Below are 25,493 nucleotides of genomic sequence, written 5' to 3'. Positions count from 1 at the left end.
GGCGGGAACCCGGGCGGTTGACGAAGGAGGATGCTCATGACCAGACCTTCGACCCCGGCCTGGCAACCCGGCATGCCGGGCGGCGACAACCTCCCGTCCGGTCCCGGCGGTCGTCCAGCCGCGCCGAGCGGGGACGGACACGGGCCGCAGGCGGGCCCACCGACCGTCACGATCGGGTCGTACCCGGACTATCCGTCCGCCCAACGCGTGGTGGACTACCTGGCCGACAACCGGTTCCCGGTGGAACGGACGTCGATCGTCGGCACGAACCTGACCCTGGTGGAGACGGTGATGGGCCGGATGACCACGGGCCGGGCCGCCCTGGTGGGCGCGGGCACCGGGGCCTGGTTCGGGCTCTTCATCGGGCTGCTCTTCGGCATCTTCACGGTGGGCAACTGGGTCGCGGTGATCCTGGCCGGCCTGGTGATCGGCGCCATCTGGGGTGCCGTGTTCGGCGCCGTGGCGCACGCGATGAGCGGGGGGCAGCGGGACTTCACCTCCGCCAGTTCGCTGCGGGCCAGCCAGTACGCCGTCACCGTGGAGGCCGACGTGGCCGAGCAGGCCCGGCAGCTGCTGGGCCGGATGCACCTGACCCCGACCGGCGCGACCGCCCGCTGACCGGTTCCTCCTCGACGCCCCGGTGCGCCCGACGCACCGGGGGCGTCGGCGGCTCAGTGGTAGGCCAGCTCGCCGGCCCGGATCGGCACCTCCACCCGGTTCTCGGGCGGCGCGAGCGGACAGGCCCAGCGGTCGTCGTACGCGCAACTGGGGTTGTAGAGGTAGTTGGCGTCGAGCCGGACCCGGTCGCCGGGCAGCACGGTCAGTCCTCGCCCGAAGGTGCCCTTGACGGTGTCCGTGAGATAGCGCCCGCCGCCGTACGTGCCGGCGCCGCAGGTGGCGTCCCGCACCGGCAGGAAGAGCCCACCCCCGTACGCCTCGATCCACCAGAGCGTGAGCGGACCCCACGGCGTCTCCGCCACCGCCACCCTGCGGTACCGGACGACGCCGTCGGGGCCGCCGGTGTCGACACTCAGGGTGCCGGAGGCGGGGCGCAGCGGCGCCTCGACCACGGCCGCCGGGTCGGGCGGGTACCAGCGCAGCCCGGTGAACCCGGGCCGGTCGGCGGCCGGCAGTGGACTGGCGGGGTGGGTGCGGAACAGCTCGTCCCGGGCGGCCCGGAACGCGGCCAGGGCGCGGTCGGACAGGTACAGCCGGGCCACCCGCTCCCGCCAGTCGAGCAGGTCGAGATCATCCATCCCCCGACCCTAGCCAGCGGCCTCGCGGTCCGGACCGTGCAGGCTGGTGGCAGGGCGCACACGCGCCGACCGCGGCGCGGCTTCGACGACCACCGACCGACCGCCGATATCCGGCCTCCTGCCACCCCGGCCCGATCCCCGACGGAGCCCAACCCCGCGCCGTTCACCCGACGTAACCGAAACACCCGGCACAAACCTCACCCGCGACTCCCTTTGCTCTGCAGCCATATACGCAACGGTTACGGTGCGCGAACCGCTGCGTATATGGCTGCAGAGCAAAGGGGACGTGGGGGTGGGATTCGGCCGGCGGCGTGCGGGGGCGCGTTGCCTGGTCAGGGGCTTGCGGGCGAGATTGGGCGCGCCATGGTGGACGGGTGCGTCACGCCGACGATCACCCTCCGTGGCGGGAGCCCGGCGCGAGCATCCCCCGTCACGCTGCGTCATTGGCTCGTGATCTACCGGACAGATCAACCGTCCGGGCCACCGGCAGCACGCCCCCCTCGCCCGATCGGGGTCCGTCCGGCACCGCAGCCCGGTGGCTCGGTGACGCCGGCGGCCGGCGCGCCCCACCGGCGACGGCGCGCCCGGGTGGGACGGTTCAGGCGTCGGTGGCCAGCCGGGCGTGCAGGTGCTCGTCGTGCCGACGCCCGTCGCCGTAGCGGTGCGACTCCCGTAGCACGCCCTCCAGCCGGTACCCGGCCCGCTCGGCCACGCGGCAGGACGCGCGGTTGCCGACCGCGTGCCACAGCTCGATCCGGTGCAGGACCAACTCGTCGAAGCCCCAGGCGGTCAGCGCGCCGACGGCCCGGGAGGCTACTCCCCGACCCCGGGCCTCGGCGGCTGTCCAGTAGCCGATCGCGGCGTTGCCGTCGCGGATCTGGTGGAGCGACACCGAACCCCGCAGCGTCCCGTCGGCGGCGTCGGCGACCGCGAGGGAGACGTGCGTGCCGGAACTCCAGTCGGCGCGCCACCGGACCCAGGCGAGGGCCTGCGCCGGGTCGGCGACGTCCTGCGCGTTCCAGCGGGCGATCGTGGGGTCTGCCAGCGCCGCGAGCACGGCCGGGGCGTCCTCGTCCCGCCAGGGACGCAGCAGCAGGCCCGGGGCGGTCAGCTCGAGGTGGTCCACGGGGCGGAGTCTGGCACGCCGACGCGAACGGCCCCACCCCGACCGGGGAACGCCTCGCTTCAGATTTCAATGTCACCGCTGTCAACTACCACTGTCGCCCCTATCACAGGCAATGGAAGGGACTTGTTTAAATTTGAAGTAGTGCTACTCTTCTGGGCATGACGGAGAGCCTGGACAGCGAGCGGATGGCCTGCTGGCGCGCATACATCGAGTCGAGCCAGCGGCTCTTCACTCAGCTCGAGGACGACCTGCGCGCCGACAGCGAGCTGAGCTTCGCCGACTACCACGTGCTGGTGCTGCTCTCCGAGGCGCCGGGGCAGCGGCTGCGGATGGGTGAGCTGGCCAGCCGGCTGGTCTTCTCACCCAGCCGGCTGACGTACCAGATCTCCTCGATGCAGAAGCGGGGCCTGGTCGCCCGGGAGTCCTGCCCGGAGGACCGGCGCGGCAGCGAGGCCGTGCTGACCGCCGCCGGCCTGCTGGCGCTGCGCGAGGCCGCGCCGCACCACCTGCGCTCCGTGCGCACCCACCTGATGGACGACCTCGACGACGCCGAGGTCGCCTGCCTCACCCGGGTCTTCGAGCGGCTCGGCCGGCGCCTGCGCGCCGACCGCGACGCGTCGTCCACCCCGGCCGACAAGTAAGGAGCCCGAGATGCCCGCGATCACCGTCGACGACGTCCTCGTCCTGCCCCGCCTGCCGCAGCTGGACGAGTCCGCCACCACCTTCCGGCCGGTCCGCCGGCTGACCACCGCGCCGAGCGGCTACGAGGGTGAGGGCTTCCCGGTCCGCCGGGCCTTCGCCGGCGTGCCGCTGACCGAGCTGGACCCGTTCATCCACCTGGACCAGATGGGCGAGGTCGACTACGCCCCGGGCGAGCCGAAGGGCACCCCGTGGCACCCGCACCGCGGCTTCGAGACCGTGACCTACATGATCGACGGGATCATGGACCACCAGGACTCCCAGGGTGGCGGCGGCACCATCACCGACGGCGACACGCAGTGGATGACGGCGGGCAGCGGCCTGCTGCACATCGAGGCGCCGCCGGAGCACCTGGTGATGAGCGGCGGCCTGTTCCACGGCCTCCAGCTCTGGGTCAACCTGCCCAAGGTGGCGAAGCTGATCCCGCCGCGTTACCAGGACATCCGCGGCCGGGAGTCGGCCCTGCTCACCACGCCCGACGGCGGCGCGCTGATCCGGGTGATCGCCGGCGAGATCGCCGGCCACCGGGGCCCGGGCTCGACCCACACCCCGATCACCATCGCGCACGTGACGCTCCAGCCGGGCGCCGAGCTGAGCCTGCCCTGGCGGCCGGACTTCAACGCGCTGGTCTACGTGCTGGCCGGCCGGGGCACCGTCGGCACCGACCGGCGTCCCATCCACATCGGCCAGCTCGCCGTGCACGGGGCGGGCGACGCGCTGCGGGTCACCGCGGACCCGACGCAGGACGGCAACACCCCGGCCCTGGAGCTCTACATCATGGGCGGGCAGCCGATCCGGGAGCCGGTGGCGCACTACGGCCCGTTCGTGATGAACACCCGGGCCGAGCTGATCCAGGCCGTCGAGGACTACCAGGCGGGCCGGCTCGGCGTGATCCCGGCCGAGCGCCTGCCGCACACCGGGGGCGAGGGCACCCGCCCCTGACCGGGCGGACGGCGGGCGTCCCGGCTTCGTCCGGGGCGCCCGCCGGCGTCTCAGCGACGGCGGTTCAGAGACGGCGGCTCAGGAGACGGCGAAGATGCCGGCCAACCCGAGGAGCACCATCACCAGGACCGCCACCAGCGCACCCCGCTCTCCCTCGACCGCCTGCTCGCGGTACTCGGTCGCGGTGTTCGTCGTCTCGGCGGACATGGTGTGGCCTCCTCGGTGCTCGTACGTCAGGGGTGCGGCGGGGGCCCCGCGTCCGGGCCGCGCCGGCCTGGGGTGGTCGGCGTGCGGGTCCGTGCCGGGGGTCCTACCGTGAGGACGGGGTCCGACCTCGGGAGGCTGGGACGTGACGATGCGGGACTGGTTCCTCACCGCACAGGAACGTGCCAACCCGGGATCTGATTTACCCGTCTGGACCTCGGGAAACCTGGCTGAGCCGCTGATTCACGGCGCCGCGTACTTCGATCGGCTGGTCGACGAGGTGGCGGCGCTGACGGCCGGCGACCACCTGTTCTTCACCGACTGGCGGGGCGATCCCGACCAGCGGATGCGCCCCGACGGCCCGACCGTGGTGCAGCTCTTCGCCCAGGCCGCCCAGCGCGGGGTGATCGTCAAGGGCCTGATCTGGCGCTCCCACCTCGACGCGCTCTCCTACAGCGAGGCGGAGAACCGCAGCCTCAGCGAGGCGCTCTGCGCGGCCGGCGGCGAGGTGCTGCTGGACCAGCGGGTCCGGCGGGGCGGCTCGCACCACCAGAAGCTCGTGGTGCTGCGCCACCCGGACGACCCGTCCCGCGACGTCGCGTTCGCCGGGGGGATCGACCTCTGCCACAGCCGGCGCGATGACGCCGCGCACCGGGGCGACCGGCAGGCGGTGGTCATGTCCCCGCGGTACGGACCGCACCCGCCGTGGCATGACGTCCAGCTCGCGCTGCGCGGCCCGGTGGTCGGCGCGCTGGACACCACGTTCCGCGAGCGGTGGACCGATCCGATGCCGCTGGACTCGGAGAACCCCCTGGCGTACCTGCGGGACCGGCTGCGCGGCGCCGACCTCAGCCCGGACCCGCTCCCCGATCAGTCCGCCGATCCCCCACCCTGCGGCCCGCACCAGATCCAGGTGCTGCGCACCTACCCGGCGGTACGGCCGCGCTACCCGTTCGCGCCCGACGGGGAGCGGACGGTGGCCCGCGGCTACACCAAGGCGGTCCGCCGGGCCCGCCGGCTGATCTACCTGGAGGACCAGTACCTCTGGTCGACGGAGGTGGCCGACCTCTTCGCCCGGGCGCTGCGCGAGCAGCCGGAGCTGCACCTGGTCGGGGTGGTGCCGCGCCACCCGGACGTGGACGGCCGGCTGGCGCTGCCGCCCAACCTGGTCGGCCGGGAGCAGGCCATCTCGCTCTGCCACCGGGCCGCCCCGGACCGGGTGCACGTCTTCGACCTGGAGAACCACGCGGGCACCCCGGTGTACGTGCACGCCAAGGTCTGCGTGGTGGACGACGTCTGGGCCAGCGTGGGCAGCGACAACTTCAACCGCCGCTCCTGGACGCACGACAGCGAGCTGTCCTGCGCGGTGCTGGACGAGACCCGGGACGAGCGGGTGCCGACCGATCCGGCCGGGCTGGGCGACGGCGCCCGGGTCTTCGCCCGGGAGCTGCGCCTGCGGCTGTGGCGGGAGCACCTGGACCGGGACCCGGACGGCGGGGAGGACCACGACCTGCTCGACCCGGCGGAGGCCGTCGCGACGATCACCGCGGCGGCGGAGGCGCTGGAACGCTGGCACGCGTCGGGGCGTACCGGGCCCCGGCCCCCGGGCCGGCTGCGGCCGCACCGGCCGGAGCGGCTGTCCTGGCGGACCCGGCTCTGGGCGCTGCCCGCGTACCGGCTGGTCTACGACCCGGACGGCAGGCCGCTGCGGGCCCGGCGGGCGGGCACCTGGTGAACCGTCGCGGCGGGCACCGGCTCGTCCAGCGCGTGCGGCCCGGCCGGGTACGCGAACGACACCCGGGGCGAGTGGAAGCCCCAGCAGACCTGCAGCGGGTTGGCCGGGCGTAGCGCGTAGAGCGAATGGTGCGGGGTGAGGAACTCCACCGACTCGACCTCGAACGGCGACACCGGCTCGGCCACGTACGGGTAGTCGGTGATGATCAGTTCCCCGTCCCGCGCCGTCACGTACCGGTGGTGACCGCTGTGCGCCTCGGTGCCGGTGTCGCCGATTCGGGCCACGACGCGGATGGCCGGCCGGCCGTCCACCCGGGTCTCCGTGGTCAGCCGCCCGCCCCCGACGTCGAGGACGGTCTCCCCCGTCGACGCCGGGGCGCCGCGCGCGGCGGCGTACTGCCGGACCCGGGTGCTGGACACGACGTAGTGGGTCCACCAGCCACCGGGGGCGTCCCCGTCGGGCGGATCCATGTCCGTCAGCGAGACGCCGATGAACGTGCACGAGTAGGCGCCGAACCCGGACGTCTGGCACTCGTCGTCGACCACGTACTGGCAGAGGAAGACCTGCCGGTCGGGGCGGGCGCGGAGGCCGCGCGGGACGAGCGCCGCGACCGCGTCGGGGTCCGCCGGCAGCCAGCTGAACAGCAGGGTGCGGGCGTTGACGACGAGCTGCGGGGCGGCGGGATCGAGCACGGGGCCTCCCGTTGACGTGTACACACGGACGTTACGGGTGGTCCCGTTGGTGGGACAACGACGGAAAGTCGACAGTGAGAGCCGATTGTCGGGTTTTTCGTTGACCGGTCGGCCCCCGGTCCGCACCGAGCGGACGGGCCGGGTGGGCCCATCGGCCCCACAGATCCCGCCCGACTTTGTGCCTGAATTTGCGGATTGATACCCTGGCGCGCCTTAAGTACATCGTACTTTCGGCTAGATTTCTGGGAGACGATCGGGTTAAGGTGGCTTCCAAACGGACTACAGAAGCCTAAACCGAAGCGTCACGTCTTCTTTCCGCGGACGAGGTGCAGGGAGGACCACCCATGACCGCGAAGACCTTGACCGAGCAGGCGACCGCCGCGCCGTCCACCTCCGACAGGCTCGACCCGCGGGCGCTCACCGACAGTGCCGCCGACCTCCTCCACGCGATGGCCGCCCTGCCGGCCAACCACCCGTCGCGCCCCGCCCTGCGGGACAAGGCGATCGAGGCCTGGCTGCCGCTCGCCAACCACCTCGCGCACCGCTACAGCGGCCGGGGCGAGCCCACCGACGACCTGGCCCAGACCGCCGCGGTCGGCCTGATCAAGGCGATCGACAAGTTCGACCCCTCGCGCGGGGTCGACTTCGCCGGCTACGCCATCCCGACCATCATCGGTGAGCTCAAGCGGCACTTCCGCGACCGCACCTGGGACATCCGGGTGCCCCGCCGGCTCCAGGAGCTGCGGCTGGCCATCTCGGACGCCAACAGCTCGCTGCTGCAGAGCCTCGGCCGGTCGCCCACCGTCGCCGACATCGCCGCCCACCTCAACCTCACCGAGGAAGAGGTGCTGGAGGGCCTGGAAGGGGCCCGCGCGTACAACGCGGTGTCGCTGTCCACCCCGACCGGCGACGGCGACCGGGCCACCGAGCTCGGCGACATGCTGGGCGGCGAGGACTCCGAGTTCGAGCTGGCCGAGCTGCGGGTGGCGCTGGGCCCGGCCCTGGCCACCCTGGACGAGCGTGAGCAGAAGATCCTCACGCTGCGCTTCTACGGCAACCTGACCCAGTCGCAGATCGCCGAGCAGATCGGCGTCTCGCAGATGCACGTGTCCCGGCTGCTGGCCCGGGCACTGACGAAGCTGCGCGGGCAACTCGACGGAACGTACTGAGGGGTGGAGACGATGGCCGGGTCGGCGGACCCGGCCATCGTCGTGCCCACGCCGGCCCGGTCGGTGGTTCACCGGCCGGGCCGTTCCGGCTGGACCGGGGACCGGGTGCGAGAGTGGGTCGGTGCTCTCCGACGTACCCCTCGACCTTCCCGTCCGGCCGGTGCTGCCGGCACTGGTCGGGGCGCTGCAGGCGGCCGGCACGGCGGTCCTGGTGGCCCCGCCCGGCACCGGCAAGACCACCCTGGCGCCCCTCGCGGTGGCGGACGAGGTCACCGGCCGGGTGGTGATCGCCCAGCCCCGCCGGGTCGCCGCCCGGGCCGCCGCCCACCGGATGGCCGCCCTGCTCGGCGAGCGGGTCGGCGGCCGGGTCGGGTACGCGGTGCGCGGCGAGCGCCGGGTCGGCCCCGACACCCGGGTCGAGGTGGTCACCACGGGGCTGCTGGTCCGGCGGCTGCACCACGACCCGGAGCTGCCCGGGGTGGGCGCGGTGCTGCTGGACGAGTGCCACGAGCGGCAGCTCGACGCCGACCTGGCGCTGGCCTTCACCGTGGAGGCCCGCGGCGCGCTCCGGCCGGACCTGTGGCTGCTGGCGATGTCGGCCACCCCGCAGGCGGACCGGTTCGCCGCGCTGCTCGGCGGCGGGGACGGGCCCGCGCCGGTGGTCCGCGCCGAGGCGGCCCTGCACCCGGTCACCCGGATCTGGGCGCCGCCGTCCCGGCCGGTCGCCGCGCCCGGCCCGGGCCGGGTCGATCCGGCGCTGCTCGACCACGTGGCGGCCACCGTCCGGCGGGCGCTGCGCGAGCGGGACGGGGACGTGCTGGTCTTCCTGCCCGGGGCCGGCGAGATCGCCGCCGTCGCCGGCCGGCTTGCCGACCTGTCCGACACCGTCACCGTGCTGCCGCTGCACGGCCGGCTGTCCGGCGCGGCCCAGGACGCGGCGCTCCGCCCGTCCGATCGGCGACGCGTCGTGCTGGCCACCTCGGTGGCGGAGAGCAGCCTGACCGTGCCCGGGGTGCGCGTGGTGGTCGACGCCGGGCTGAGCCGGGTGCCGCGTACCGACCTGGCCCGGGGCCTGGGCGCGCTGGTCACCGTGCCGGTGTCCCGGGCGGCGGCCACCCAGCGGGCCGGCCGGGCCGGCCGGGAGGCCCCCGGGGCGGTCTACCGGTGCTGGTCGGAGGCGGCCCACGCCCGGCTCGCCCCGCAGCCGGAGCCGGAGATCACCACCGCCGACCTGACCGGGTTCGCCCTGGAGTTGGCCGCCTGGGGCGACCCGGACGGCACCGGGCTGGCGCTGCCCGATCCCCCGCCCCCGGCCGCGCTCGCGGTCGCCCGGGAGACGCTCGGCACGCTCGGCGCGGTGGCGCCGGACGGCCGGATCACCGACCGGGGCCGGGCCGTCGCGGCGGCCGGCACCCACCCCCGGCTGGCTCGGGCGCTGCTGGACGGCGCGGAGCGGGTGGGCGCCGACCGGGCCGCCGAGGTGGTCGCCCTGCTCGCCGAGGAGACGCTCGGCGGCGCGGGCGACGACCTCACCGCCCGCTGGCGGCGGCTGCGCGCCGGCGCCGATGCGGCCGCCACCGCCCGCTGGCGCGCCGAGGTACGCCGGCTGCGCGCCGCCCTGCCCGCCGGGCGGCCCGCCGGCGGCCCGGACCACCTCCCCGACGACCTGGCGGCGGGGCTGCTGATCGGGCTGGCATACCCGGAACGGCTGGCCCGGGCGCGGCAAGCCGGCGGGTCCGCGTACCTGATGGCGGGCGGGACCGCCGGGGAGCTGGCGGCCGGGTCGGGGCTGGCCGGGTCGGCGTGGCTGGCGGTCGCGGTGGCCGACCGCTCCCCCGGCGCGCCGACCGCGCGGGTGCGGCTGGCCGCGCCGGTGGACGAGGCGACCGCGCGGGAGGCCGGCGGGCCGCTGCTGCGCACCGACCGCGAGATCGGCTGGTCCGGTGGGGACGTGGTGGCCCGGGAGGTGGTCCGGCTCGGCGCGATCGAGCTGGTCGACCGGCCCCTCGCCGCGCCGGACCCGGAACGGGTCGCCGAGGCCGTGCTGACCGGGCTGCGCCAGGGCGGGCTGGACCTGCTGACCTGGACGCCGGAGGCGATCGTGCTGCGCCGCCGGCTGGCCTTCTGCCGGCAGGCGCTCGGCCCGGACTGGCCGGACGTCGCCGACCGGGCGCTGCTCGACGACGCGCCCACCTGGCTGGGCCCGGACCTCGCCCACGCCCGGCGACGGGCCGACCTGGCCCGGATCGACGTGGCGGCGGCGCTGCGCCGGCTGCTCGACTGGCGGCAGGCGGCCCGGCTGGACGAGCTGGCGCCGGAACGGCTGGCGGTGCCCAGCGGGTCCCGGGTCCGGGTGGACTACGCCGACCCGGCCGCCCCGGTGCTCGCGGTCAAGCTCCAGGAGACCTTCGGCTGGCGCGACGCCCCGCGGATCGCCGACGGCCGGGTGGCGGTGCTGCTGCACCTGCTCTCCCCCGCCGGCCGGCCGGTGGCGGTCACCGCCGACCTGGCCTCGTTCTGGCGGACCGGCTACCCGCAGGTGCGGGCGGAGCTGCGCGGCCGCTACCCCCGCCACCCCTGGCCAGAGGACCCGACCACCGCCGAGCCGACCCGCCGTACCGCCCCGCGCCGGCGCTGATCAGGCCGGCTCGTCCACCACGTCGGCGATCACCACGGTCACGTTGTCCGGGCCGCCGGCCCGCAGCGCCAGGTCGATGAGCTTGGCCGCGCACGCCTCGCGGTCGGCGTACTCACCGAGCACCTCGGCGAGGGTGTCCGCGCGGACCACGTTGGAGAGGCCGTCGCTGCACAGCAGCCAGCGGTCGCCGGCCCAGGGCACCATCGTCGCGTACGCCGGGGAGACCTCGTCGCCCTGCAACGCCTGGGTCACCACGGCGCGGCGGGGGTGGCTGCTCGCCTCCTCCGGGGTGATCACGCCCTGGTCGACCAGCATCTGCACGAACGTGTCGTCCCGGGTGACCTGCTTCAGCACGCCCTCGCGGTACAGGTAGGCCCGCGAGTCGCCGATGTGGGCCAGCGCCAGGCAGCTGCCGGTACGGGCGAAGAGCAGCGCGGTCAGTGTGGTGCCCATGCCCTGGCGTTCCGGGTCCTCCTCGACGGCCTGACGGATCCGCGCGGTGGCCAGCTCGATGCCGCTCTGCAGGGCGGCGACCAGCGCGTCCTCCGGGGTCTCCAGGTCGAGTGGGGCCACCGCGTCGATGGCGATCCGGCTGGCCAGATCACCGGCCGCCATGCCGCCCATGCCGTCGGCGACGGCGACGAGCCAGCTGCCGGCGTGGAGCGCGTCCTGGTTCCCGCTACGGATCAGCCCTCGGTCGCTCGCCCCCACGGAACGAAGCTTCAGGGTCATGGGAGGCAGCCTGCCAGGCGGAGGCGGCAGTTGTCTCTAGGAGATCAGGACGATGCTGTGTGGCGCGGCGAATCTCACTGTCGGGCGAGCCGGTGACCCATCGGGGCGGATCAATTGACAGCGGGGGAACGCACTGGAAACATCGGGCAGGTATTGGGAGCGCTCCCAGCTCTCCCGACCCATCACCCCCGCACGGAAGGACCCGCCGTGATCCCATCCCGACGCCGCCTCGCGGCGCTCGTCGCGGCCACCACCCTGGTGCTCACCGGCGCCGCCGGCGTGGCCCACGCCGAGGTGCCACCGGACGCCCCCGAGCAGCTCCGCAACGGCGACTTCAGCGACGGCACGGCCCCCTGGTTCTCGTACGGCACCGGGGCGCTCGCCGTCACCGACGGCCGGCTCTGCACCACCGTGGCCGGTGGCCTGGCCAACCCGTGGGACGCCGGCATCGGCCAGGACGCGGTGCCGCTGATCGCGGGCGCCGAGTACGCGCTCTCCTTCGACGTGTCCGCCACCCCCGGGGCGGCCGTCAAGGCGGTGCTCCAGCTCGGCAGCGCCCCCTACACCACCTACGCCAGCGTCGACGCCACCGCCACCGCAACCGCCACGCACGTCAGCAGGACGTTCACCGCCCCGGCCGACAACCCGGCCGCCCAGCTGATCTTCCAGGTCGGCGGCAGCCCCGAGGCGCAGACCTTCTGCCTGGACAACGTCTCGCTGCGCGGCGGCGAGGCGGCCCCGCCGTACGAGCCGGACACCGGGCCGCGGGTACGGGTCAACCAGGTCGGCTACCTGCCCGGCGGCCCGAAGAACGCCACCGTGGTCACCCCGGCCACCGACCCGCTGCCGTGGCAGCTGAGGTCGGCCGCCGGAGCGGTGGTGGCCAGCGGCGAGAGCACCCCGCGCGGCGCCGACCCGGCCTCGGGGCAGCACGTGCAGACCATCGACTTCTCCGCGTACCGCACCCCGGGCACGGACTACACCCTGGTCGTCGACGGGGAGACCAGCCACCCCTTCGACATCTCCGGCACCCTTTACGACCGGCTGCGCGCCGACTCGCTCCAGTTCTTCTACGCCCAGCGCAGCGGCACCCCGATCGACGGCGACCTGCTCGGCGCCGCCTACGCCCGCCCGGCCGGCCACCTCGGCGTGGCGCCCAACCAGGGGGACACCGACGTGCCGTGCCAGGCCGGCGGCTGCGACTACCGGCTGGACGTGCGCGGCGGCTGGTACGACGCCGGCGACCACGGCAAGTACGTGGTCAACGGCGGCATCGCCACGTACCAGCTGCTGAACGCCTTCGAGCGGACCAAGACCGCGGAGACCGCCGCCGGCGGCGGGGCGCTCGGTGACGGCACGCTGCGGGTGCCCGAGCGGGGCAACCGGGTCCCGGACATCCTCGACGAGGCTCGCTGGGAGCTGGAGTTCCTGCTGCGCATGCAGGTGCCGGCCGGCCAGCCGCTCGCCGGGATGGCCCACCACAAGATCCACGACCGGAACTGGACCGGCCTGCCGCTCGCCCCGCAGGACGACCCGCAGCCCCGGGAACTGCACCTGCCGTCCACCGCGGCCACCCTCAACCTGGCCGCCGTCGCCGCCCAGTGCGCCCGGCTGTTCGCCCCGTACGACGCCGCCTTCGCGGCCCGCTGCGGCAGCGCCGCGAAGACCGCGTACGCGGCGGCCAAGGCCCACCCGGCGGTCTACGCGAGCGCGGCCGACGGCAACGGTGGCGGCGCGTACGACGACTCGAACGTCACCGACGAGTTCTACTGGGCGGCCGTGGAGCTGTGGCTGACCACCGGGGAGCAGGGGTACCTGAGCGACCTGACCGCCTCGCCGCGGCACACCGCCGACGTGTTCGACGCCGGCGGCGCGTTCGGCTGGCAGAGCGTGGCCGCCCTGGGCCGGCTCGACCTGGCCACCGTGCCGAACGCCCTGCCGGCCGCCGAGCAGGCCCGGATCCGGGCCTCGGTGACCGCCGCCGCCGACCGCTACCTGAGCACCCTGCGCGGTCAGGCGTACGGGCTGCCGCTGCCCGGCGAGGCCGGCGCGTACGTCTGGGGCAGCAACAGCAACCTCGTCAACAACGCGATCGTGCTCGCCACCGCCTTCGACCTGACCCGGGACGCGAAGTACCGGGACGGGGCGGTGCAGAGCGCCGACTACCTGCTCGGACGCAACGCGCTGAACATGTCGTACGTGACCGGCTGGGGCGAGCGGCACGCGCGCAACCAGCACAGCCGGATCTTCGCCCACCAGCTGAACCCAGACCTGCCGAACCCGCCGGCCGGCTCCCTCGCGGGCGGCCCGAACGCCGCCCTCCAGGACCCGTACGCGGCCAACCTGCTCGCCGGGTGCCAGCCGATGTTCTGCTACGTCGACGACATCAACTCGTACTCGACCAACGAGGTGGCGATCAACTGGAACTCGGCGCTGGCCTGGCTGGCGTCCTTCCTCGCCGACCAGCGGGACGCGGCGGCGGTGCCGGCCCCGACCTGCGCGGTCACCTACACCACCCACGGGACCTGGCCGGACGGCTTCACCACCCAGGTCACCATGCGCAACACCGGCCCGGCGACGGTCGACGGGTGGAGCCTGCGCTGGGCGTTCACCGGCGACCAGAAGGTGGCCAGCTGGTGGTCGGCGAAGCTGAGCCAGTCCGGGGCCACGGTCACCGCGACGAACGAGTCGTGGAACGCGAAGATCAAGCCGGGTGAGACGGTCACCTTCGGCCTGGTCGGCGCCACCGCCGGCGGCCCCAACCCCACCCCCACCCTGATCACCCTCAACGGCACCCCCTGCACCGTCTCCTGACCTCCACCCGCCCCCGCGCGCCGCGTCAGCATCCGCGCAGATTCACGGAAAGGGTGGCCTTCCCGCCCCGGGAGGCCACTCTTTCCGTGAATCTGGCCCCTCGACGGCCTCGGGGTGAGGGCCCGTTATGAGACGGCGTCGTCGGGGGCCTGGCCGCGAGCTCGGGCCCAGGTGAGGAACCGGTCTGCCAGGCCGGGCGGGCGGGCGTGCCCGTTGAGTTGGGCGAGTTGGTCGCCGGCCTCCTGCATGAGCGTGCCGAGGTAGACCAGCAGCGCGGTGCGGTCGTCGCGGTACTCGACCAGCAGGGCCAGCCGCGCGGGTTGGCACGGCCACTCCGCGCCGCACGCCCGGCACCGCCACAGCGGTCGCATCGGTACGTGCGGTCGCGCCGGCCGGCTCACCGCGCCGCCCCGCCGCCGGAGTCGCGGCGCCAGCCGCCGGCCCGCCACCGCTGGGCCGGGGTCAGGTTGCCGGCTCGGCCCGGCGCCATCGTGGGGAAGACCTGGGTGGGCGCGTTCTCCCAGGACGGGCGGGGATGCGGGACGCGGGGCGGGGGCGGGACGGGGTCACGACGCCGGAACCGGAGCAGCACGGGCGGAGCCTCCTTCGTGGTCGCTGGAGGGCCGCCCGGACGCCGTTGGCCGGGCGGCCCGCGGTCCCGCCGCCGGATCGGGCCACGGCGACGGTTCCGCCGGCCGAAAGCCTTCCGCGCGTCGCCGGACGGTCACACCGCGTAGGGGTAGGGTCGGCGGACGTCCGGGACGTCCTCAATGGAGGCGGATGTGAACGACGCGCTGCGGGTCGCCATGGCCGAGGCGGGTGAGACGGCGGAGTCCCTCGCCGACCGGGTCGGGGTGGACCCGAAGACGGCGGCCCGCTGGGTGACGCCGGGGCGCGTCCCGCATCCCCGGCACCGGGCGGCCGTGTCCCGGGCGCTCGGCCGGGAGGTGGGCGAACTCTGGCCGGAGGTGGTCCGCCGCCGCGAGCCGGCCTGGTTCCGGCCGTGGGCCGAGGTGGAGCGGGAGGCCGAAGCGCTCCGCTCGTTCCAGCCGTCCGTGCTGCCCGGCCTGCTCCAGACCGAGGCGTACGCGCACGCGGTGCTGAGCAGCGGCCCGCTGGCCGACGAGGAGGTGGAGGGCTACGTGGCCGCCCGGATCGCCCGGCAGGCGGCGGTCTTCGACCGGCCCCGGCCGCCGCTGACCGTCTTCGTCGTCGACGAGGCGGCGCTGCGCCGCGGCGAGCCGGAGATCATGCAGCCGCAGCTCGACCACCTGGTGCTCATGGCGCAGCGGCCCCGGCTGCTGCTGCACGTGCTGCCGCTGCGGGCCGGCTTCCACCCCGGCCAGGCCGGCCCGTTCGTCATCGCGACCATGGCGGAGGGCGACGACGTGGCCTACCTGGACGACCAGGCCGCCGGCCGGACGACGAAGGACGTTGCCGCCCTGTGGCAGGTCTGGGACACTCTCAGGTCGGTGGCGCTGCCGCGCGACCAGACCATCCAGCTCCTGAAGGCGCGACCATGGCTGACCTGACCGGTGCCCACTGGCGCACCAGCACCCGCAGCAGCTCCAACGGCGGCGACTGCGTCGAGGTCGCCGACAATCTCCCCGGCGTCGTGCTGGTCCGCGACTCCAAGGACCGCGCCGGCGGCACCCTCACCTTCGCCCCGGCCGCCTGGCAGGCGTTCGTCGACGGCCTCCGGGACTCCCGGCACGCCTGACCGCGCCCCGGTACGGTCCCCGGGTGGCGTACCTCTTCCTGCTGGCGGCGATCACCGCCGAGGTGATCGGGACCAGCCTGCTCAAGGCGACCGACGGCTTCACCCGGCTCTGGCCCACGCTCGGCGTGGCCGTCGCGTACCTGTCGTCGTTCGGGCTGCTCTCCATGGCGGTCAAGGAGATCCCGGTCGGCGTCGCGTACGCGATCTGGTCCGGCCTCGGCACCGCGGCCATCATGGCGATCGGGGCGGCCTTCCTGGGTGAGCCGCTCAGCGTGGCCAAGGTGATCGGCGCCGGCCTGGTGATCGCCGGGGTGGTCGTGCTGAACCTCGGCGGCGCCCACTGAGCCGAAACCCGGTGGACGCACGCCGAGCGCGTACGCGATGGTGGCGGCCATGGACGGCGGCGGACTGTCCGGCGCGGAGCGTCGGGTGTGGGCGGCGCTGCCGGCCGGGACCCGCACCGCGCTGGCCGGCCTGCCCGCGACGGACCTGCGGACGCTGCTGCTGACGGTGGCCCGGGACCGCGCCGCCACCGTGCGCCCGGCGGACGTGCTGCGGCGCCGGCGGGAGGACCGCTTCGTCCGCCCGGCGGACGTCGACCCCCGCGCGCTGGCCCGGATCGAGGCGCGGCTATGGGAGCTGCTGCCGGCCGACGTGGCGGGCGTGGAACTGTCCCCCGTCGCCCCGCTCGGCACCTGCGCCGCGGTCGCGCCGGTCAGCCAGCACCGGATCGTCACCACGATGCGGGGCACCGAGGTGGTGAGCGACCCGACCAACGCTCTCGCCGTCGAGGCGGCCGTACGCCGGCGGCGCGGCGACGAGGTGCACCTGGCCGCCGCGCACCGGGTGCTCCGGGCGCAGGACTTCGGGCCGGGCGCGGCGGCGCACTTCCGGCTCTTCTCGCTGGTCTCCAGCGCCCGGGACGCCGGGTCGGGACGCACCGAGGCGCGGCTGCTCCTCCGGCACCTCGCCTTCTGGCACACGGTGTTCGCCGAACTGGCCCCCGCGGCCGCGCCCCGGCTGCACGTCACGGCCCTCGACGGGGTCGTCGGCGAACGGCTCGCCGACACGGTCCGGCCGGCACTCGCCCGCGACGGGGTCCCGCTGCACGACGAGCCGGAGCGGCGGCGTGGGCGCGGCTACTACGTCGGGGCCGCGCTGCGCCTCACTCTCGGCGACGGCACGCTGGAGGCCGGCGACGGCGGCCTCACCGACTGGACGGCCCGGCTGACCGGCGACGCCAAGGAACGCTGCCTGGTCTCCTGTTTGGCGACCGAACGCCTGGTCACGGCGGTGGGCCGATGAGCATGCTGGTCGTGCAGCGGATCCTCGTCCGCCGGCGGTGGGCCCGCGACCGGGACGACCGGGTCCACCTGTACGGCGGCCCGGCGGCGCGACGGGCTGCTCAATCCAGGAAGTAGTCCTCTCCTGATCCGGCGGAGGCCACTACTTCCAGCGTGATCTTCGGCGCCGACGGTCAGCCGACCGGGCGGCGCATGGCGATCCGCTCGGCCGGGTCCAGTCCGAGTGCCGCCTCGGCCGCCAGCAGCCCGGCCAGGCCCGGGGTGACCTCCGCCCCGGCCAGCTCGCGGAACCCGCAGCGGGCGTAGTACGGCCCGTTCCACGGCACGCTGCGGAAGGTGGTCAGCGTCAATGCCGGCAGGCCCTGTCCGGCCGCCCAGCCGGCCACGTCGTCGAGCAGCCGCCGCCCGATCCCCCGCCGGGCGTACGCCGGGTCGACACTGAGCTGCTGCACGTGCGCGCAGCCGTCGACCAGCTCGACCACCACGAAGGCGACCGGCCGGTCCGCCGCGTCGACCGCCACGCGGAGCCGTCCGTCGCGCTGGGCCGCGGCCAGGACGTCCAGCGGCAGCGGCGGCATGTCGGCGACCTCGGTCATGCCGATCTCCCGGAACGGCGCCCCGGAGGCCACCTCGATCCGCTGCACCTCGGTCAACTCGTCCGCCCGGGCGGTCCTGCTGGGTTCCACGGGTCGGACCCTGGCAGAGGGCTGACGGGGCGGCCAGCGAATTTCCCGTACCCTGCACCGGTGCTCCTGCCTCTGCCGCCCGGCGGCTTCCGCGCGTACCTGTTCGACTGCGACGGCACCATCGTCGACTCGATGCCGCTGCACTACGCCGCATGGTCGTCGGCGCTGGGCGAGTGGGGCTGCGAGTTCCCCGAGGAGCTGTTCTACGCCTGGGGCGGCCGGCCGGTCGCCGACATCGTCGCCGACCTGAACGAGCGCCACGGGCTGGCCATGCCGGTCGACGTGGTGGTGGGCCGCCAGGAGGCGCTCTACCAGCGCGGGCTGCCCGAGGTGACCGCCGTGCCGGAGGTGCTGGCGCACATCGAGGACGCCCACGGGCGGGTCCCGTTCGCGGTCGTCTCCGGGGGCACCCGCGAGTCGGTCACCGCCTCGCTCACCGCGCTGGGCCTGCTCGGCCGGTTCGAGACGCTGGTCTGCGCCGGGGACTACACGCGGCCCAAGCCCGACCCGGAGGGCTTCCTGCTCGCCGCCCGGCGGCTCGGCGTGGCCCCCGAGCACTGCCTGGTCTTCGAGGACACCGACCTGGGAGTGCAGGCGGCGACGGCGGCGGGCATGGCGGCGGTCCGCGTACCGCAGCCGTGGGAGCGGGCCGCAGCGGCGTCCGGGTCCCGGACGAGCTGACCGGGCGGCGGCCGTCCCGGAAGTCCCTGACCGCCCGGTGTGACCGGCGTCGCGCCCCCTCGGGGCGGCCCATACCGCCCGGCCCCGCCTAGGGTCGGCGACATGACCGTCAACGGGGACGACACCATCGACCTGGCCGCGGTGCGCACCGCCGTCGCCCGGCAGGCCGCGCGGGTGACCGAGGGCATCGACGACATGGACCGCTACCTCGCCGCGCAGGTGGCCGACGCCTCGCACCGGGAGGTGACCGGGCCGCTGCTGGCCGGCTCCGGCGCGAGCGGCGTGGTCCGGCACCGGGGCGAGGTGGTCGCCACCTGGGGCGACCCGACGGTCCCGGAGATGCTGTTCAGCGGCACCAAGGCGGTGGTCGCCACGCTCGCCGGGGTCGCCTTCGACCGGGGCCTGCTCGACCCGGCCGAGCTGGTGCGCGACACGGTCGACCACCCGTTCCTCGCCGGCCTCGGCATCGAGGGCATCACCTGGGCGCACCTGCTCCAGCAGACCAGCGGCTGGACCGGCGAGCTGTGGGGCAAGCCCACCGGGGTGGACGCGCAGAGCCGGCGCGAGGGCTTCGAGCGGGAGGGCGCGCCCGGCACCGGCTGGGCCTACAACGATGTCCGGGTCAACCTGCTCTGCCTGGCGCTGACGCTGCTGTTCCGCCGCCCGCTCGGGGACGTGCTCCGCGAGACGCTGCTCGACCCGCTCGGCGCTTCGTCGCCCTGGTCCTGGCACGGGTACGCGGACTCGGTGGTCGACGTCGACGGCCGCCCGGTGCCGGTGGTCAGCGGCGGGGCGCACTGGGGCGGCGGGCTCTGGATCTCCGCCGCCGACCTGGCCCTGATCGGCGAGGTGTACCGGGGCGGCGGGAGCTGGCGGGGCCGGCCGCTGCTCAGCCCGGAGTGGATCCGGCGGGCCTGGGCGCCCTGCCCGCTCAACCCCGACTACGGCTACCTCTGGTGGCGCAACGACTCGGGCCGGGTGCAGCCGGGAGCGCCCCGCACGGGCCGCTGCGCGCGCGGCAACGGCGGCCGGCACCTGCTCTGGGTCGACCCCGACCGGGATCTCGTCATCACCTCGCACTGGGGTGACCGGGTCGCCGAACTGATCACCGAGGTCTCCGCGGCGGTGCCGGGGCGGCCGGCGGCGGCCGATGACCGGCCAGCCGCCACGGTGTAGCAGCATGGCGGCATGACCGACCAGCAGACCCTCACCATCCGTCCGGGCGGGCCGGACGACGCCGCCACCGTGCTGCGGCTGCTCGACACCGCCACCGCCTGGCTGGTGGCGCGCGGCCGGACCGGCCAGTGGGGCACCGAGCCGGCGTCGACCGATCCGCGCCGGATCGCCCAGGCCGACGCGTGGGCCACCGGCGGCGGCCTCCACCTGGCGATGCTCGGCGACGCGGTGGTGGGCGCGCTGGTGGTGGGCGACGCCACCGCGTACGTGCCGCCGGCCACCGAGCCGGAGCTGTACGTGAACCTGCTGGTCACCGACCGGGCGTACGCGGGCCACGGGATCGGGGCGCGGCTGCTGGCGTACGCGGCGGAGCTGGCCCGCGAGCGCGGCCTTGGCCTGCTGCGGGTGGACTGCTACCGCGGCGACGACCGGGCGCTGGTGCGCTTCTACGAGGGCTGCGGCTTCACCGCCACCGACCCGTTCACCGTCGAACGCCCGGGGCGGGAGCCGTGGCCCGGCCAGGTCCTCGCCCGCCGGTTGGACTGACGGTCAGCCGATCTCCTCGTCGACGAAGCACCAGCGCCACGCCTCCCCGGGCTGGATCGAGCGCATCACCGGGTGCCCGGTGTCCTCGAAGTGCTTCGTGGCGTGCTGGTACGGCGAGGAGTCGCAGCAGCCGACGTGCCCGCAGGTCAGGCAGGATCGCAGGTGCACCCAGTCGTCGTTGCCGATGGCGACGCAGTCCGGGCACTCGGTGGTGGTGGCCGGGGCGGCGGCGCCGGCCTCGGCCAGGTGCTGGCAGCTCATCAGTCGGTCTCCTGTCGCAGCAACGACTCCTCCAGGTCCAGGTCACGGTAGGCGCGGACGAGCACCTCCTCCGGGATCCTCCCGGAGTCGCGGGCGGCCCGGAAGACCTCCCGCTCGGCGTCGATCATCTCCTGCCGCAGCCGACCGTACGCCTGGGACGGGGTTTCCCGCTCGGTGCCGCCGAGCCGTTCCCAGGCCAGGTTGGTGCGGCTCTGCAGCAGCCCGCGCAGCCGCTCGACGACCGCGGCCGGCGCCCCCTCGGCCAACTCCTCCAGGCGTTCCCGGGCCGCCCGGCTGGCCTGCTGCTGCACCCCGGCGGCGGAGAGCGCGTCCTGCACCGGGTCGTCCGGCGGCAGTTTCGCCGCCCGGGCCACCGCCGGCAGGGTGGCGCCCTGCGCGACCAGGGTCACCACGATCACCGCGAACGCCAGCCAGATGAACAGCTGTCGCGGGTAGGCCCGGCCGTCGGCCAGGGTGAACGGCAGGGCGAGCGCGGCGGCCAGGGTGACCACGCCGCGCATCCCGGCCCAGCCGAGGACGAAGGGCACCTGCATCGGGGGCGACGGGTCCCGCCGGCGGACGCGGGGCACCAGCCGGGTCAGGTAGGTGGCCGGGTAGAGCCAGACGAACCGGGTCAGGACGACGGCGAGCAGCACCGCGGCGGTGATCCCGACCAGCCGGCCGACCGGCTCGTCCAGGTCGCGGACCACCTCGGGCAGTTGCAGGCCGACCAGCAGGAAGACCAGCCCTTCCAGCAGGAACTGGATCAGGCGCCAGAACGCGCTCACCTGCAGCCGGGAGGCGGCGGACATCAGCAGCGGCTGCTTGTGGCCGATGCCCAGCCCGGTCACCACCACGGCGACCACCCCGGAGGCGTGGATCTCCTCGGCGGCGAACACCACCGCGAACGGCACGATCAGCGACAGCGCGTTGTCCAGCACCGGGTCGCTGATCCGCTTGTGCAGGTGGCCGAAGACGACCACGCCGAGCAGGCCGATGAGGATGCCGCCACCGGCGGAGACCAGCACCTCCCGTGCCACCTCGCCGAGGCCGACGTGGCCGCCGGCCGCGGTGGCCGAGGCGACCGCCACCCGCAGCAGCACCAGCGCGGTGGCGTCGTTGATCAGGCTCTCCCCTTCGAGGATGGTCACGATCCGCCGGGGCAGGCCCACCCGCCGGGCCACCGCGGTGGCGGCGACCGCGTCCGGGGGCGCCACCACCGCGCCCAGCGCCAGGCAGATCGCGTACGGCACGCCGGGCAGGAGCAGGTGCACGACGGTGCCCACCACGAACGCAGTGAAGATCACCAGCCCGACGGCGAGCAGCAGGATCGGCCGGAGGTTGAGCCGGAACGCCGGCACCGACGTCTTCAGCGCCGCCACGTACAGCAGCGGCGGCAGGATGCCGACCAGCACCAGGTTCGGGTCCAGCCGTACCTGTGGGAAGAACGGCAGGAAGGACAGGGCGAGGCCGAGCACCACCAGCAGGATCGGCGCGAGCAGGCCCAGCCGTCGGGCCAGCGCCGCGCCGAACGTCGCGATCGCGAGGAAGACCACGACCTCGAACAGAGCTTCCATGAGGTACGAGCCTAGGCGGCTCCGGTTTCCGGCGTGATCACCCCGTGCTGCGCAGCTTCGGCAGCACCTCCGCGCCGAAGGTGTCGATGAAGGCCCGCTGCTCCTGCCCGACGTGGTGCAGGGCGATCTGGTCGAAGCCCAGCGCCAGGTAGTCCTCCAGCCAGCCGACGTGCCGGCCCAGGTCGGCGGAGACGTTGACCACCGAGGTCACCTTCTCCATCGGCACGTCGGCGCTGACCGCGTCGAAGTGGTCGGTCATCTCCAGGTCCCAGCAGACCGGCGGGGCGAAGACGTTGCTGCGCCACTGGTCGTACGCGATGGCCTCGGCCTCCGCCTGCGCGGGCGCCCAACTGACGTGCACCTGCAGGTGCAGCGGCCCGCGGCCGCCGGCGTCCCGGTAGGCGTCGACCATCCGGCGCAGGTGCGCGACCGGGGCGTTGACCGTGATCAGGCCGTCGGCCCACTCGGCGCACCAGCGCGCGGTCGCCACGCTGACCGCGGCCCCGATCAGCGGGGGCGGCTGCTCGGGGCGGGTCCACAGCCGCGCCCGGTCCACGGTCACCAGGCCGTCGTGGCTGACCTCCTCACCGGCCAGCAGCGCCCGGATCACGTCGACGCACTCCCGCAGCCGCGCGGTACGGACGTCCTTGCGCGGCCAGGGCGCGCCGGTGATGTGCTCGTTGCTCGCCTCGCCGGTGCCCAGCGCGGCCCAGAACCGGCCCGGGTACATGGCGGCGAGGGTGCCGATGGCCTGCGCGATGATCGCCGGGTGGTAGCGCTGGCCGGGCGCGTTGACCACGCCGAACGGCAGGTTGGTGGCCTGGAGCGCGGCACCGAGCCAGGACCAGGCGAAGCCGGAGTGGCCCTGCCGGGCGCTCCACGGCGAGAAGTGGTCCGAGGACATGGCGGCGTCGAAGCCGGCGCGTTCGGCGTGCACCACCGCCTCCAGCAGCCGGGCCGGATGGATCTGCTCGTGGGACGCGTGGAAGCCGAACACCGTCATGGGCGCACCTCCTACCCATGGCGGTGTCCGGCCAATCGCGACTACTCCGCGTGCGCCCCGGCGCCGGGGCCGGCCTCGCCCTCGCCGACCCAGACGGTCTTGGTGTTGCAGAACTCCCGCATCCCGACGGCGGAGAGCTCGCGGCCGTAGCCGGAGTTCTTCACGCCGCCGAACGGCAGTTCCGGATAGGACGTGGTCATGCCGTTGATGAAGACGTTGCCAGCGTCCAGGTCGGTGGCGAACCGCTCCTGCTCCGCCGGGTCGGTGGTCCAGGCGTTGGAGCCGAGGCCGAAGTGGGTGCCGTTGGCGACCTCGATGGCCTCCTCGTACGAGGACACCCGGAAGAGGCCGGCGACCGGCCCGAACACCTCCTCGGACCACATCCGCATCCCGGGCCGCAGGTCGGTGACCACGGTCGGCGGGTAGTACCACCCGTCGCCGGCCGGTTTCTCACCGCCACAGAGGACGGTGGCACCCTGGTCGACCGCGTCCCGCACCTGCTCGTCCACCTCGTTCCGGCCACGGTCGGTGGCCAGCGGGCCGACGTCGGTGTTCTCGTCCATCGGGTCGCCGACCCGCAGCGCGGACATCCGGGCGGCGAACTTCTCCGCGAAGGCGTCGAAGACGTCGGTGTGCACGATGAATCGCTTGGCCGCGATGCAGGACTGCCCGTTGTTCTGGCAGCGCGCGGTGGTCGCCACCTCGGCGGCCTTGTCCAGGTCGGCCGAGGGCATCACCACGAACGGGTCGCTGCCGCCGAGTTCCAGCACGGTCTTCTTCAGTTCCCGGCCGGCGCTCTGCGCGATCGAGCGCCCGGCGCCCTCGCTGCCGGTGAGGGTGGCGGCCCGGACCCGGGGGTCGCGGAGGATCCGGTCGACCGCGTCCGAGCCGACCAGCAGGGTGGTGAACGCGCCCTCGGGGAAGCCCGCCCGGCGGAACAGGTCCTCCAGGTAGAGGGCGGTCTGCGGCACGTTGGAGGCGTGCTTGAGCAGGCCGGTGTTGCCGGCCATCAGGGCCGGCGCGGCGAACCGCATGACCTGCCAGAGCGGGAAGTTCCACGGCATCACCGCGAGCACCGGCCCGAGTGGCTGGTAGCGGATGAAGGCCCGTTTCGCCTTGACGGCGGCGGCGTCGGCGGGCTGGTCGGCGAGCATCTGCTCGGCGTTGGCGGCGTAGAAACGGCAGGCGGTGGCGCACTTGGTCACCTCGGCCTTCGCCGCCGCGTACGTCTTGCCCATCTCGGTGGTCATCAGCCGGGCGGTCTCGTCCCGCTCGGCCTCCAGCAGGTCGGCGGCGGCGGTGAGCCACTCCCGGCGCTGCGCGACGGTGGTGCCGCGCAACTGCCGGAAGGCCAGGTCGGCCCGCTCGACAGCGGCGTCGATCTGCTCGTCCGACATCGGGTCGTACGTCTTGAGCACCTGTCCGGTGGCGGGATTGGTGGTGGCGATGGGCATCTCGTCCTCCTGTCACTCGAACAGTGAGTGCCGCACGCCCGGCTCCTCCCGGTGGCGGGCGGCGCGGCGGCGCTGGATGACGACCAGGTCGACCACCGCCACCACGGCGAGAACCGCGCAGACGACGCCCAGCCAGGCGATCCCGGCCCAGAAGGCCAGCACCGCGAAGACGGTCATGGTGACCAGGCCGAAGGTGGCGAGCACGAGCCGCAGGTTCAGCGCGCTGTACGCGGCGTTGACCCGGCGGCGGGGCTGTGATCGGGTCATTCCTCCGGGCTACCCCCGCACGGGCGGGCCTAACCGGTTGCCGCCGGGGAGCGCCGGCCGCCCGGTGATCCCCGACACCGACCGCATACCCGGTGGATGCGCCGACCGGGTGGTGGCGTTGCACCGGTCTGCCGTGACCGGCGCGGGATCCGGGCGGCGGAGAGGATGAGGCATGACCACGACCCAGGCCGTACCCGTCACCGTCGCCGTCGCGCGGCGCGCCGACCCGGCGCGGACGGACGAGATGGTGGCGTGGATGCGCGCCGGGACCGCGCTGGCCGAGTCGTTCCCGGGCTTCCTCGGTGCCGGGTTCGTGCAGAGTGCGCCCGGGTCGCCCGAGTGGCACGTCATGTACCGCTTCGCCGACGCCGAAACGCTGCGCGGCTGGGAGGAGTCGCCGCAGCGGCACTGGTGGCTGACCTCGGCACAGGGCATCGTCGAGCACACCCGGGTCGAGCGGCGGACCGGGATCGAGGGCTGGTTCGACCCGCCGGTGGACCACGTCGTCGAGATGTTCCCCACGGGCGACCCGGAGCCGGCCGTGCCGGCCGCCCCGCCCCGGTGGAAGCAGGCGGTGACGATCTGGCTGGCGTTCTTCCCGCTGAGCCTCACCGCGACCCTGCTCACCGCCCGGTTCAGCGCCGACGTGCCGTTGGCGGTGCGGACGCTGCTCATGACGCTCTGCCTGACCCCGCTGATGACCTACCTGGTGCTGCCCCGGATCACCCGGGCGCTCCACTGGTGGCTGCACGGCCAGCCGGCGCCGTGGCGGCGCTAACACGCCGATGTGAACGACGGTTGTCGATGCCGG

Annotated in this window: 28 protein-coding genes; 15 read left to right on the top strand and 13 right to left on the bottom strand. The window is 74.6% G+C overall.

Features of this window, described 5'->3' with window-relative positions; all coding sequences use genetic code 11:
- Positions 1-36 precede the first annotated feature (36 nt).
- A complete protein-coding gene (locus ACGFI9_RS25530) occupies positions 37-618 on the top strand; it encodes a general stress protein (RefSeq protein WP_393181652.1) in 582 nt (193 codons plus the stop codon).
- A gap of 53 nt (positions 619-671) precedes the next feature.
- Here ACGFI9_RS25530 and ACGFI9_RS25525 read toward each other — a convergent pair whose 3' ends face one another.
- Both ACGFI9_RS25525 and ACGFI9_RS25520 read right to left on the bottom strand, forming a co-directional pair.
- Positions 672-1,256 (bottom strand): DUF1684 domain-containing protein, encoded by a 585-nt coding sequence (locus tag ACGFI9_RS25525; RefSeq protein ID WP_393181651.1) that lies wholly within the window; start codon positions 1,254-1,256, stop codon positions 672-674.
- Between the two features lie 598 nt (positions 1,257-1,854).
- Complete coding sequence (locus ACGFI9_RS25520) at positions 1,855-2,382, bottom strand: GNAT family N-acetyltransferase (RefSeq protein WP_393181650.1); 528 nt, start codon at positions 2,380-2,382, stop codon at positions 1,855-1,857.
- A gap of 158 nt (positions 2,383-2,540) precedes the next feature.
- On the opposite strand from ACGFI9_RS25520, the gene ACGFI9_RS25515 reads away from it, so the two are divergent.
- A complete protein-coding gene (locus ACGFI9_RS25515) occupies positions 2,541-3,023 on the top strand; it encodes a MarR family winged helix-turn-helix transcriptional regulator (RefSeq protein ID WP_393181649.1) in 483 nt (160 codons plus the stop codon).
- Positions 3,024-3,033: 10 nt separating this feature from the next.
- Positions 3,034-4,023 carry a pirin family protein gene (locus ACGFI9_RS25510; RefSeq protein WP_393181648.1) on the top strand — a complete coding sequence of 330 codons (990 nt, stop codon included), beginning with the start codon at positions 3,034-3,036 and terminating at the stop codon, positions 4,021-4,023.
- Positions 4,024-4,101: 78 nt separating this feature from the next.
- Here ACGFI9_RS25510 and ACGFI9_RS25505 read toward each other — a convergent pair whose 3' ends face one another.
- Positions 4,102-4,230: a hypothetical protein gene (locus tag ACGFI9_RS25505; RefSeq protein WP_393181647.1), complete on the bottom strand. Its 129-nt coding sequence runs from the start codon at positions 4,228-4,230 to the stop codon at positions 4,102-4,104.
- A gap of 142 nt (positions 4,231-4,372) precedes the next feature.
- Here ACGFI9_RS25505 and ACGFI9_RS25500 point away from each other — a divergent pair, with 142 nt between their 5' ends.
- Positions 4,373-5,962 (top strand): phospholipase D family protein, encoded by a 1,590-nt coding sequence (locus ACGFI9_RS25500; RefSeq protein WP_393181645.1) that lies wholly within the window; start codon positions 4,373-4,375, stop codon positions 5,960-5,962.
- On the opposite strand, the gene ACGFI9_RS25495 is transcribed toward ACGFI9_RS25500, so the two are convergent.
- Positions 5,911-6,654 carry a hypothetical protein gene (locus tag ACGFI9_RS25495; protein ID WP_393181643.1) on the bottom strand — a complete coding sequence of 248 codons (744 nt, stop codon included), beginning with the start codon at positions 6,652-6,654 and terminating at the stop codon, positions 5,911-5,913. The genes ACGFI9_RS25500 and ACGFI9_RS25495 overlap by 52 nt on opposite strands.
- Before the next feature lie 344 nt (positions 6,655-6,998).
- Between ACGFI9_RS25495 and ACGFI9_RS25490 the strand changes: the two genes are divergently transcribed.
- Together ACGFI9_RS25490 and hrpB are read left to right on the top strand one after the other, a co-directional pair.
- Complete coding sequence (locus ACGFI9_RS25490) at positions 6,999-7,823, top strand: SigB/SigF/SigG family RNA polymerase sigma factor (RefSeq protein WP_393181642.1); 825 nt, start codon at positions 6,999-7,001, stop codon at positions 7,821-7,823.
- 121 nt (positions 7,824-7,944) lie between these two features.
- Positions 7,945-10,461 carry an ATP-dependent helicase HrpB gene (gene hrpB / locus ACGFI9_RS25485; protein WP_393181641.1) on the top strand — a complete coding sequence of 839 codons (2,517 nt, stop codon included), beginning with the start codon at positions 7,945-7,947 and terminating at the stop codon, positions 10,459-10,461.
- Here hrpB and ACGFI9_RS25480 read toward each other — a convergent pair whose 3' ends face one another.
- Positions 10,462-11,193: a PP2C family protein-serine/threonine phosphatase gene (locus tag ACGFI9_RS25480; RefSeq protein ID WP_393181639.1), complete on the bottom strand. Its 732-nt coding sequence runs from the start codon at positions 11,191-11,193 to the stop codon at positions 10,462-10,464. It abuts the gene before it with no gap.
- A 207-nt stretch (positions 11,194-11,400) separates the two neighbouring features.
- On the opposite strand from ACGFI9_RS25480, the gene ACGFI9_RS25475 reads away from it, so the two are divergent.
- A complete protein-coding gene (locus ACGFI9_RS25475) occupies positions 11,401-14,007 on the top strand; it encodes a glycoside hydrolase family 9 protein (RefSeq protein WP_393181638.1) in 2,607 nt (868 codons plus the stop codon).
- Positions 14,008-14,132: 125 nt separating this feature from the next.
- On the opposite strand, the gene ACGFI9_RS25470 is transcribed toward ACGFI9_RS25475, so the two are convergent.
- Together ACGFI9_RS25470 and ACGFI9_RS25465 are read right to left on the bottom strand one after the other, a co-directional pair.
- The gene (locus ACGFI9_RS25470) at positions 14,133-14,378 is read right to left on the bottom strand and encodes a flavin reductase (RefSeq protein ID WP_393181636.1); all 246 of its coding nucleotides are present in this window, start codon (positions 14,376-14,378) and stop codon (positions 14,133-14,135) included.
- 26 nt (positions 14,379-14,404) lie between these two features.
- Complete coding sequence (locus ACGFI9_RS25465; RefSeq protein WP_393181634.1) at positions 14,405-14,599, bottom strand: hypothetical protein; 195 nt, start codon at positions 14,597-14,599, stop codon at positions 14,405-14,407.
- A 190-nt stretch (positions 14,600-14,789) separates the two neighbouring features.
- Here ACGFI9_RS25465 and ACGFI9_RS25460 point away from each other — a divergent pair, with 190 nt between their 5' ends.
- From ACGFI9_RS25460 to ACGFI9_RS25445, 4 genes are read left to right on the top strand one after another with little or no spacing between them, the layout of a single operon-like run.
- On the top strand, positions 14,790-15,539 hold the full coding sequence (locus ACGFI9_RS25460) for a Scr1 family TA system antitoxin-like transcriptional regulator (RefSeq protein WP_393181632.1): 750 nt from the start codon (positions 14,790-14,792) through the stop codon (positions 15,537-15,539).
- Positions 15,527-15,727, top strand: a complete 201-nt coding sequence (locus ACGFI9_RS25455) for a DUF397 domain-containing protein (protein ID WP_393181630.1) — start codon at positions 15,527-15,529, stop codon at positions 15,725-15,727. The genes ACGFI9_RS25460 and ACGFI9_RS25455 overlap by 13 nt, the downstream gene beginning before the upstream one ends.
- A gap of 23 nt (positions 15,728-15,750) precedes the next feature.
- Entirely contained in the window at positions 15,751-16,071 is a 321-nt protein-coding gene (locus ACGFI9_RS25450) for a DMT family transporter (RefSeq protein WP_393181629.1), read from the top strand.
- 49 nt (positions 16,072-16,120) lie between these two features.
- Positions 16,121-17,032, top strand: coding sequence for a hypothetical protein (locus ACGFI9_RS25445; protein WP_393181627.1), 912 nt, complete (start codon positions 16,121-16,123; stop codon positions 17,030-17,032).
- A 172-nt stretch (positions 17,033-17,204) separates the two neighbouring features.
- Here the strand turns inward: ACGFI9_RS25445 and ACGFI9_RS25440 are convergent, their stop codons facing one another.
- Entirely contained in the window at positions 17,205-17,717 is a 513-nt protein-coding gene (locus tag ACGFI9_RS25440; RefSeq protein ID WP_393181625.1) for a GNAT family N-acetyltransferase, read from the bottom strand.
- A gap of 60 nt (positions 17,718-17,777) precedes the next feature.
- Between ACGFI9_RS25440 and ACGFI9_RS25435 the strand changes: the two genes are divergently transcribed.
- The 3 genes from ACGFI9_RS25435 to ACGFI9_RS25425 all read left to right on the top strand — a co-directional run bounded on the left by ACGFI9_RS25435 (position 17,778) and on the right by ACGFI9_RS25425 (position 20,120).
- Positions 17,778-18,398, top strand: a complete 621-nt coding sequence (locus tag ACGFI9_RS25435; protein WP_393181623.1) for an HAD family hydrolase — start codon at positions 17,778-17,780, stop codon at positions 18,396-18,398.
- A 102-nt stretch (positions 18,399-18,500) separates the two neighbouring features.
- On the top strand, positions 18,501-19,574 hold the full coding sequence (locus ACGFI9_RS25430; RefSeq protein WP_393181621.1) for a serine hydrolase domain-containing protein: 1,074 nt from the start codon (positions 18,501-18,503) through the stop codon (positions 19,572-19,574).
- A gap of 12 nt (positions 19,575-19,586) precedes the next feature.
- Positions 19,587-20,120 carry a GNAT family N-acetyltransferase gene (locus ACGFI9_RS25425; protein ID WP_393181619.1) on the top strand — a complete coding sequence of 178 codons (534 nt, stop codon included), beginning with the start codon at positions 19,587-19,589 and terminating at the stop codon, positions 20,118-20,120.
- A 3-nt stretch (positions 20,121-20,123) separates the two neighbouring features.
- On the opposite strand, the gene ACGFI9_RS25420 is transcribed toward ACGFI9_RS25425, so the two are convergent.
- The 5 genes from ACGFI9_RS25420 to ACGFI9_RS25400 are packed head-to-tail and all read right to left on the bottom strand — an operon-like array spanning position 20,124 to position 24,682.
- Positions 20,124-20,381 carry a UBP-type zinc finger domain-containing protein gene (locus ACGFI9_RS25420; RefSeq protein ID WP_393181617.1) on the bottom strand — a complete coding sequence of 86 codons (258 nt, stop codon included), beginning with the start codon at positions 20,379-20,381 and terminating at the stop codon, positions 20,124-20,126.
- Entirely contained in the window at positions 20,381-21,958 is a 1,578-nt protein-coding gene (locus tag ACGFI9_RS25415; RefSeq protein WP_393181615.1) for a Na+/H+ antiporter, read from the bottom strand. Before ACGFI9_RS25415 ends, ACGFI9_RS25420 begins: the two co-directional genes overlap by 1 nt.
- A gap of 37 nt (positions 21,959-21,995) precedes the next feature.
- Positions 21,996-22,961: a TIGR03885 family FMN-dependent LLM class oxidoreductase gene (locus ACGFI9_RS25410; protein ID WP_393181613.1), complete on the bottom strand. Its 966-nt coding sequence runs from the start codon at positions 22,959-22,961 to the stop codon at positions 21,996-21,998.
- Positions 22,962-23,002: 41 nt separating this feature from the next.
- On the bottom strand, positions 23,003-24,415 hold the full coding sequence (locus ACGFI9_RS25405; protein ID WP_393181611.1) for an NADP-dependent succinic semialdehyde dehydrogenase: 1,413 nt from the start codon (positions 24,413-24,415) through the stop codon (positions 23,003-23,005).
- A 12-nt stretch (positions 24,416-24,427) separates the two neighbouring features.
- A complete protein-coding gene (locus tag ACGFI9_RS25400; protein ID WP_123239982.1) occupies positions 24,428-24,682 on the bottom strand; it encodes a DUF6343 family protein in 255 nt (84 codons plus the stop codon).
- Between the two features lie 172 nt (positions 24,683-24,854).
- Here ACGFI9_RS25400 and ACGFI9_RS25395 point away from each other — a divergent pair, with 172 nt between their 5' ends.
- Complete coding sequence (locus tag ACGFI9_RS25395) at positions 24,855-25,460, top strand: antibiotic biosynthesis monooxygenase (protein ID WP_393181609.1); 606 nt, start codon at positions 24,855-24,857, stop codon at positions 25,458-25,460.
- Positions 25,461-25,493: the final 33 nt, after the last annotated feature.

Origin of the sequence: Micromonospora sp. NPDC048930 (genome assembly GCF_043197935.1) — a bacterium.
In the GTDB taxonomy this organism is placed as follows: Bacteria; Actinomycetota; Actinomycetes; order Mycobacteriales; family Micromonosporaceae; genus Micromonospora.
The sequence above is the reverse complement of the archived record's forward strand: the minus strand, read 5'-3'. Positions and strand labels throughout refer to the sequence as shown.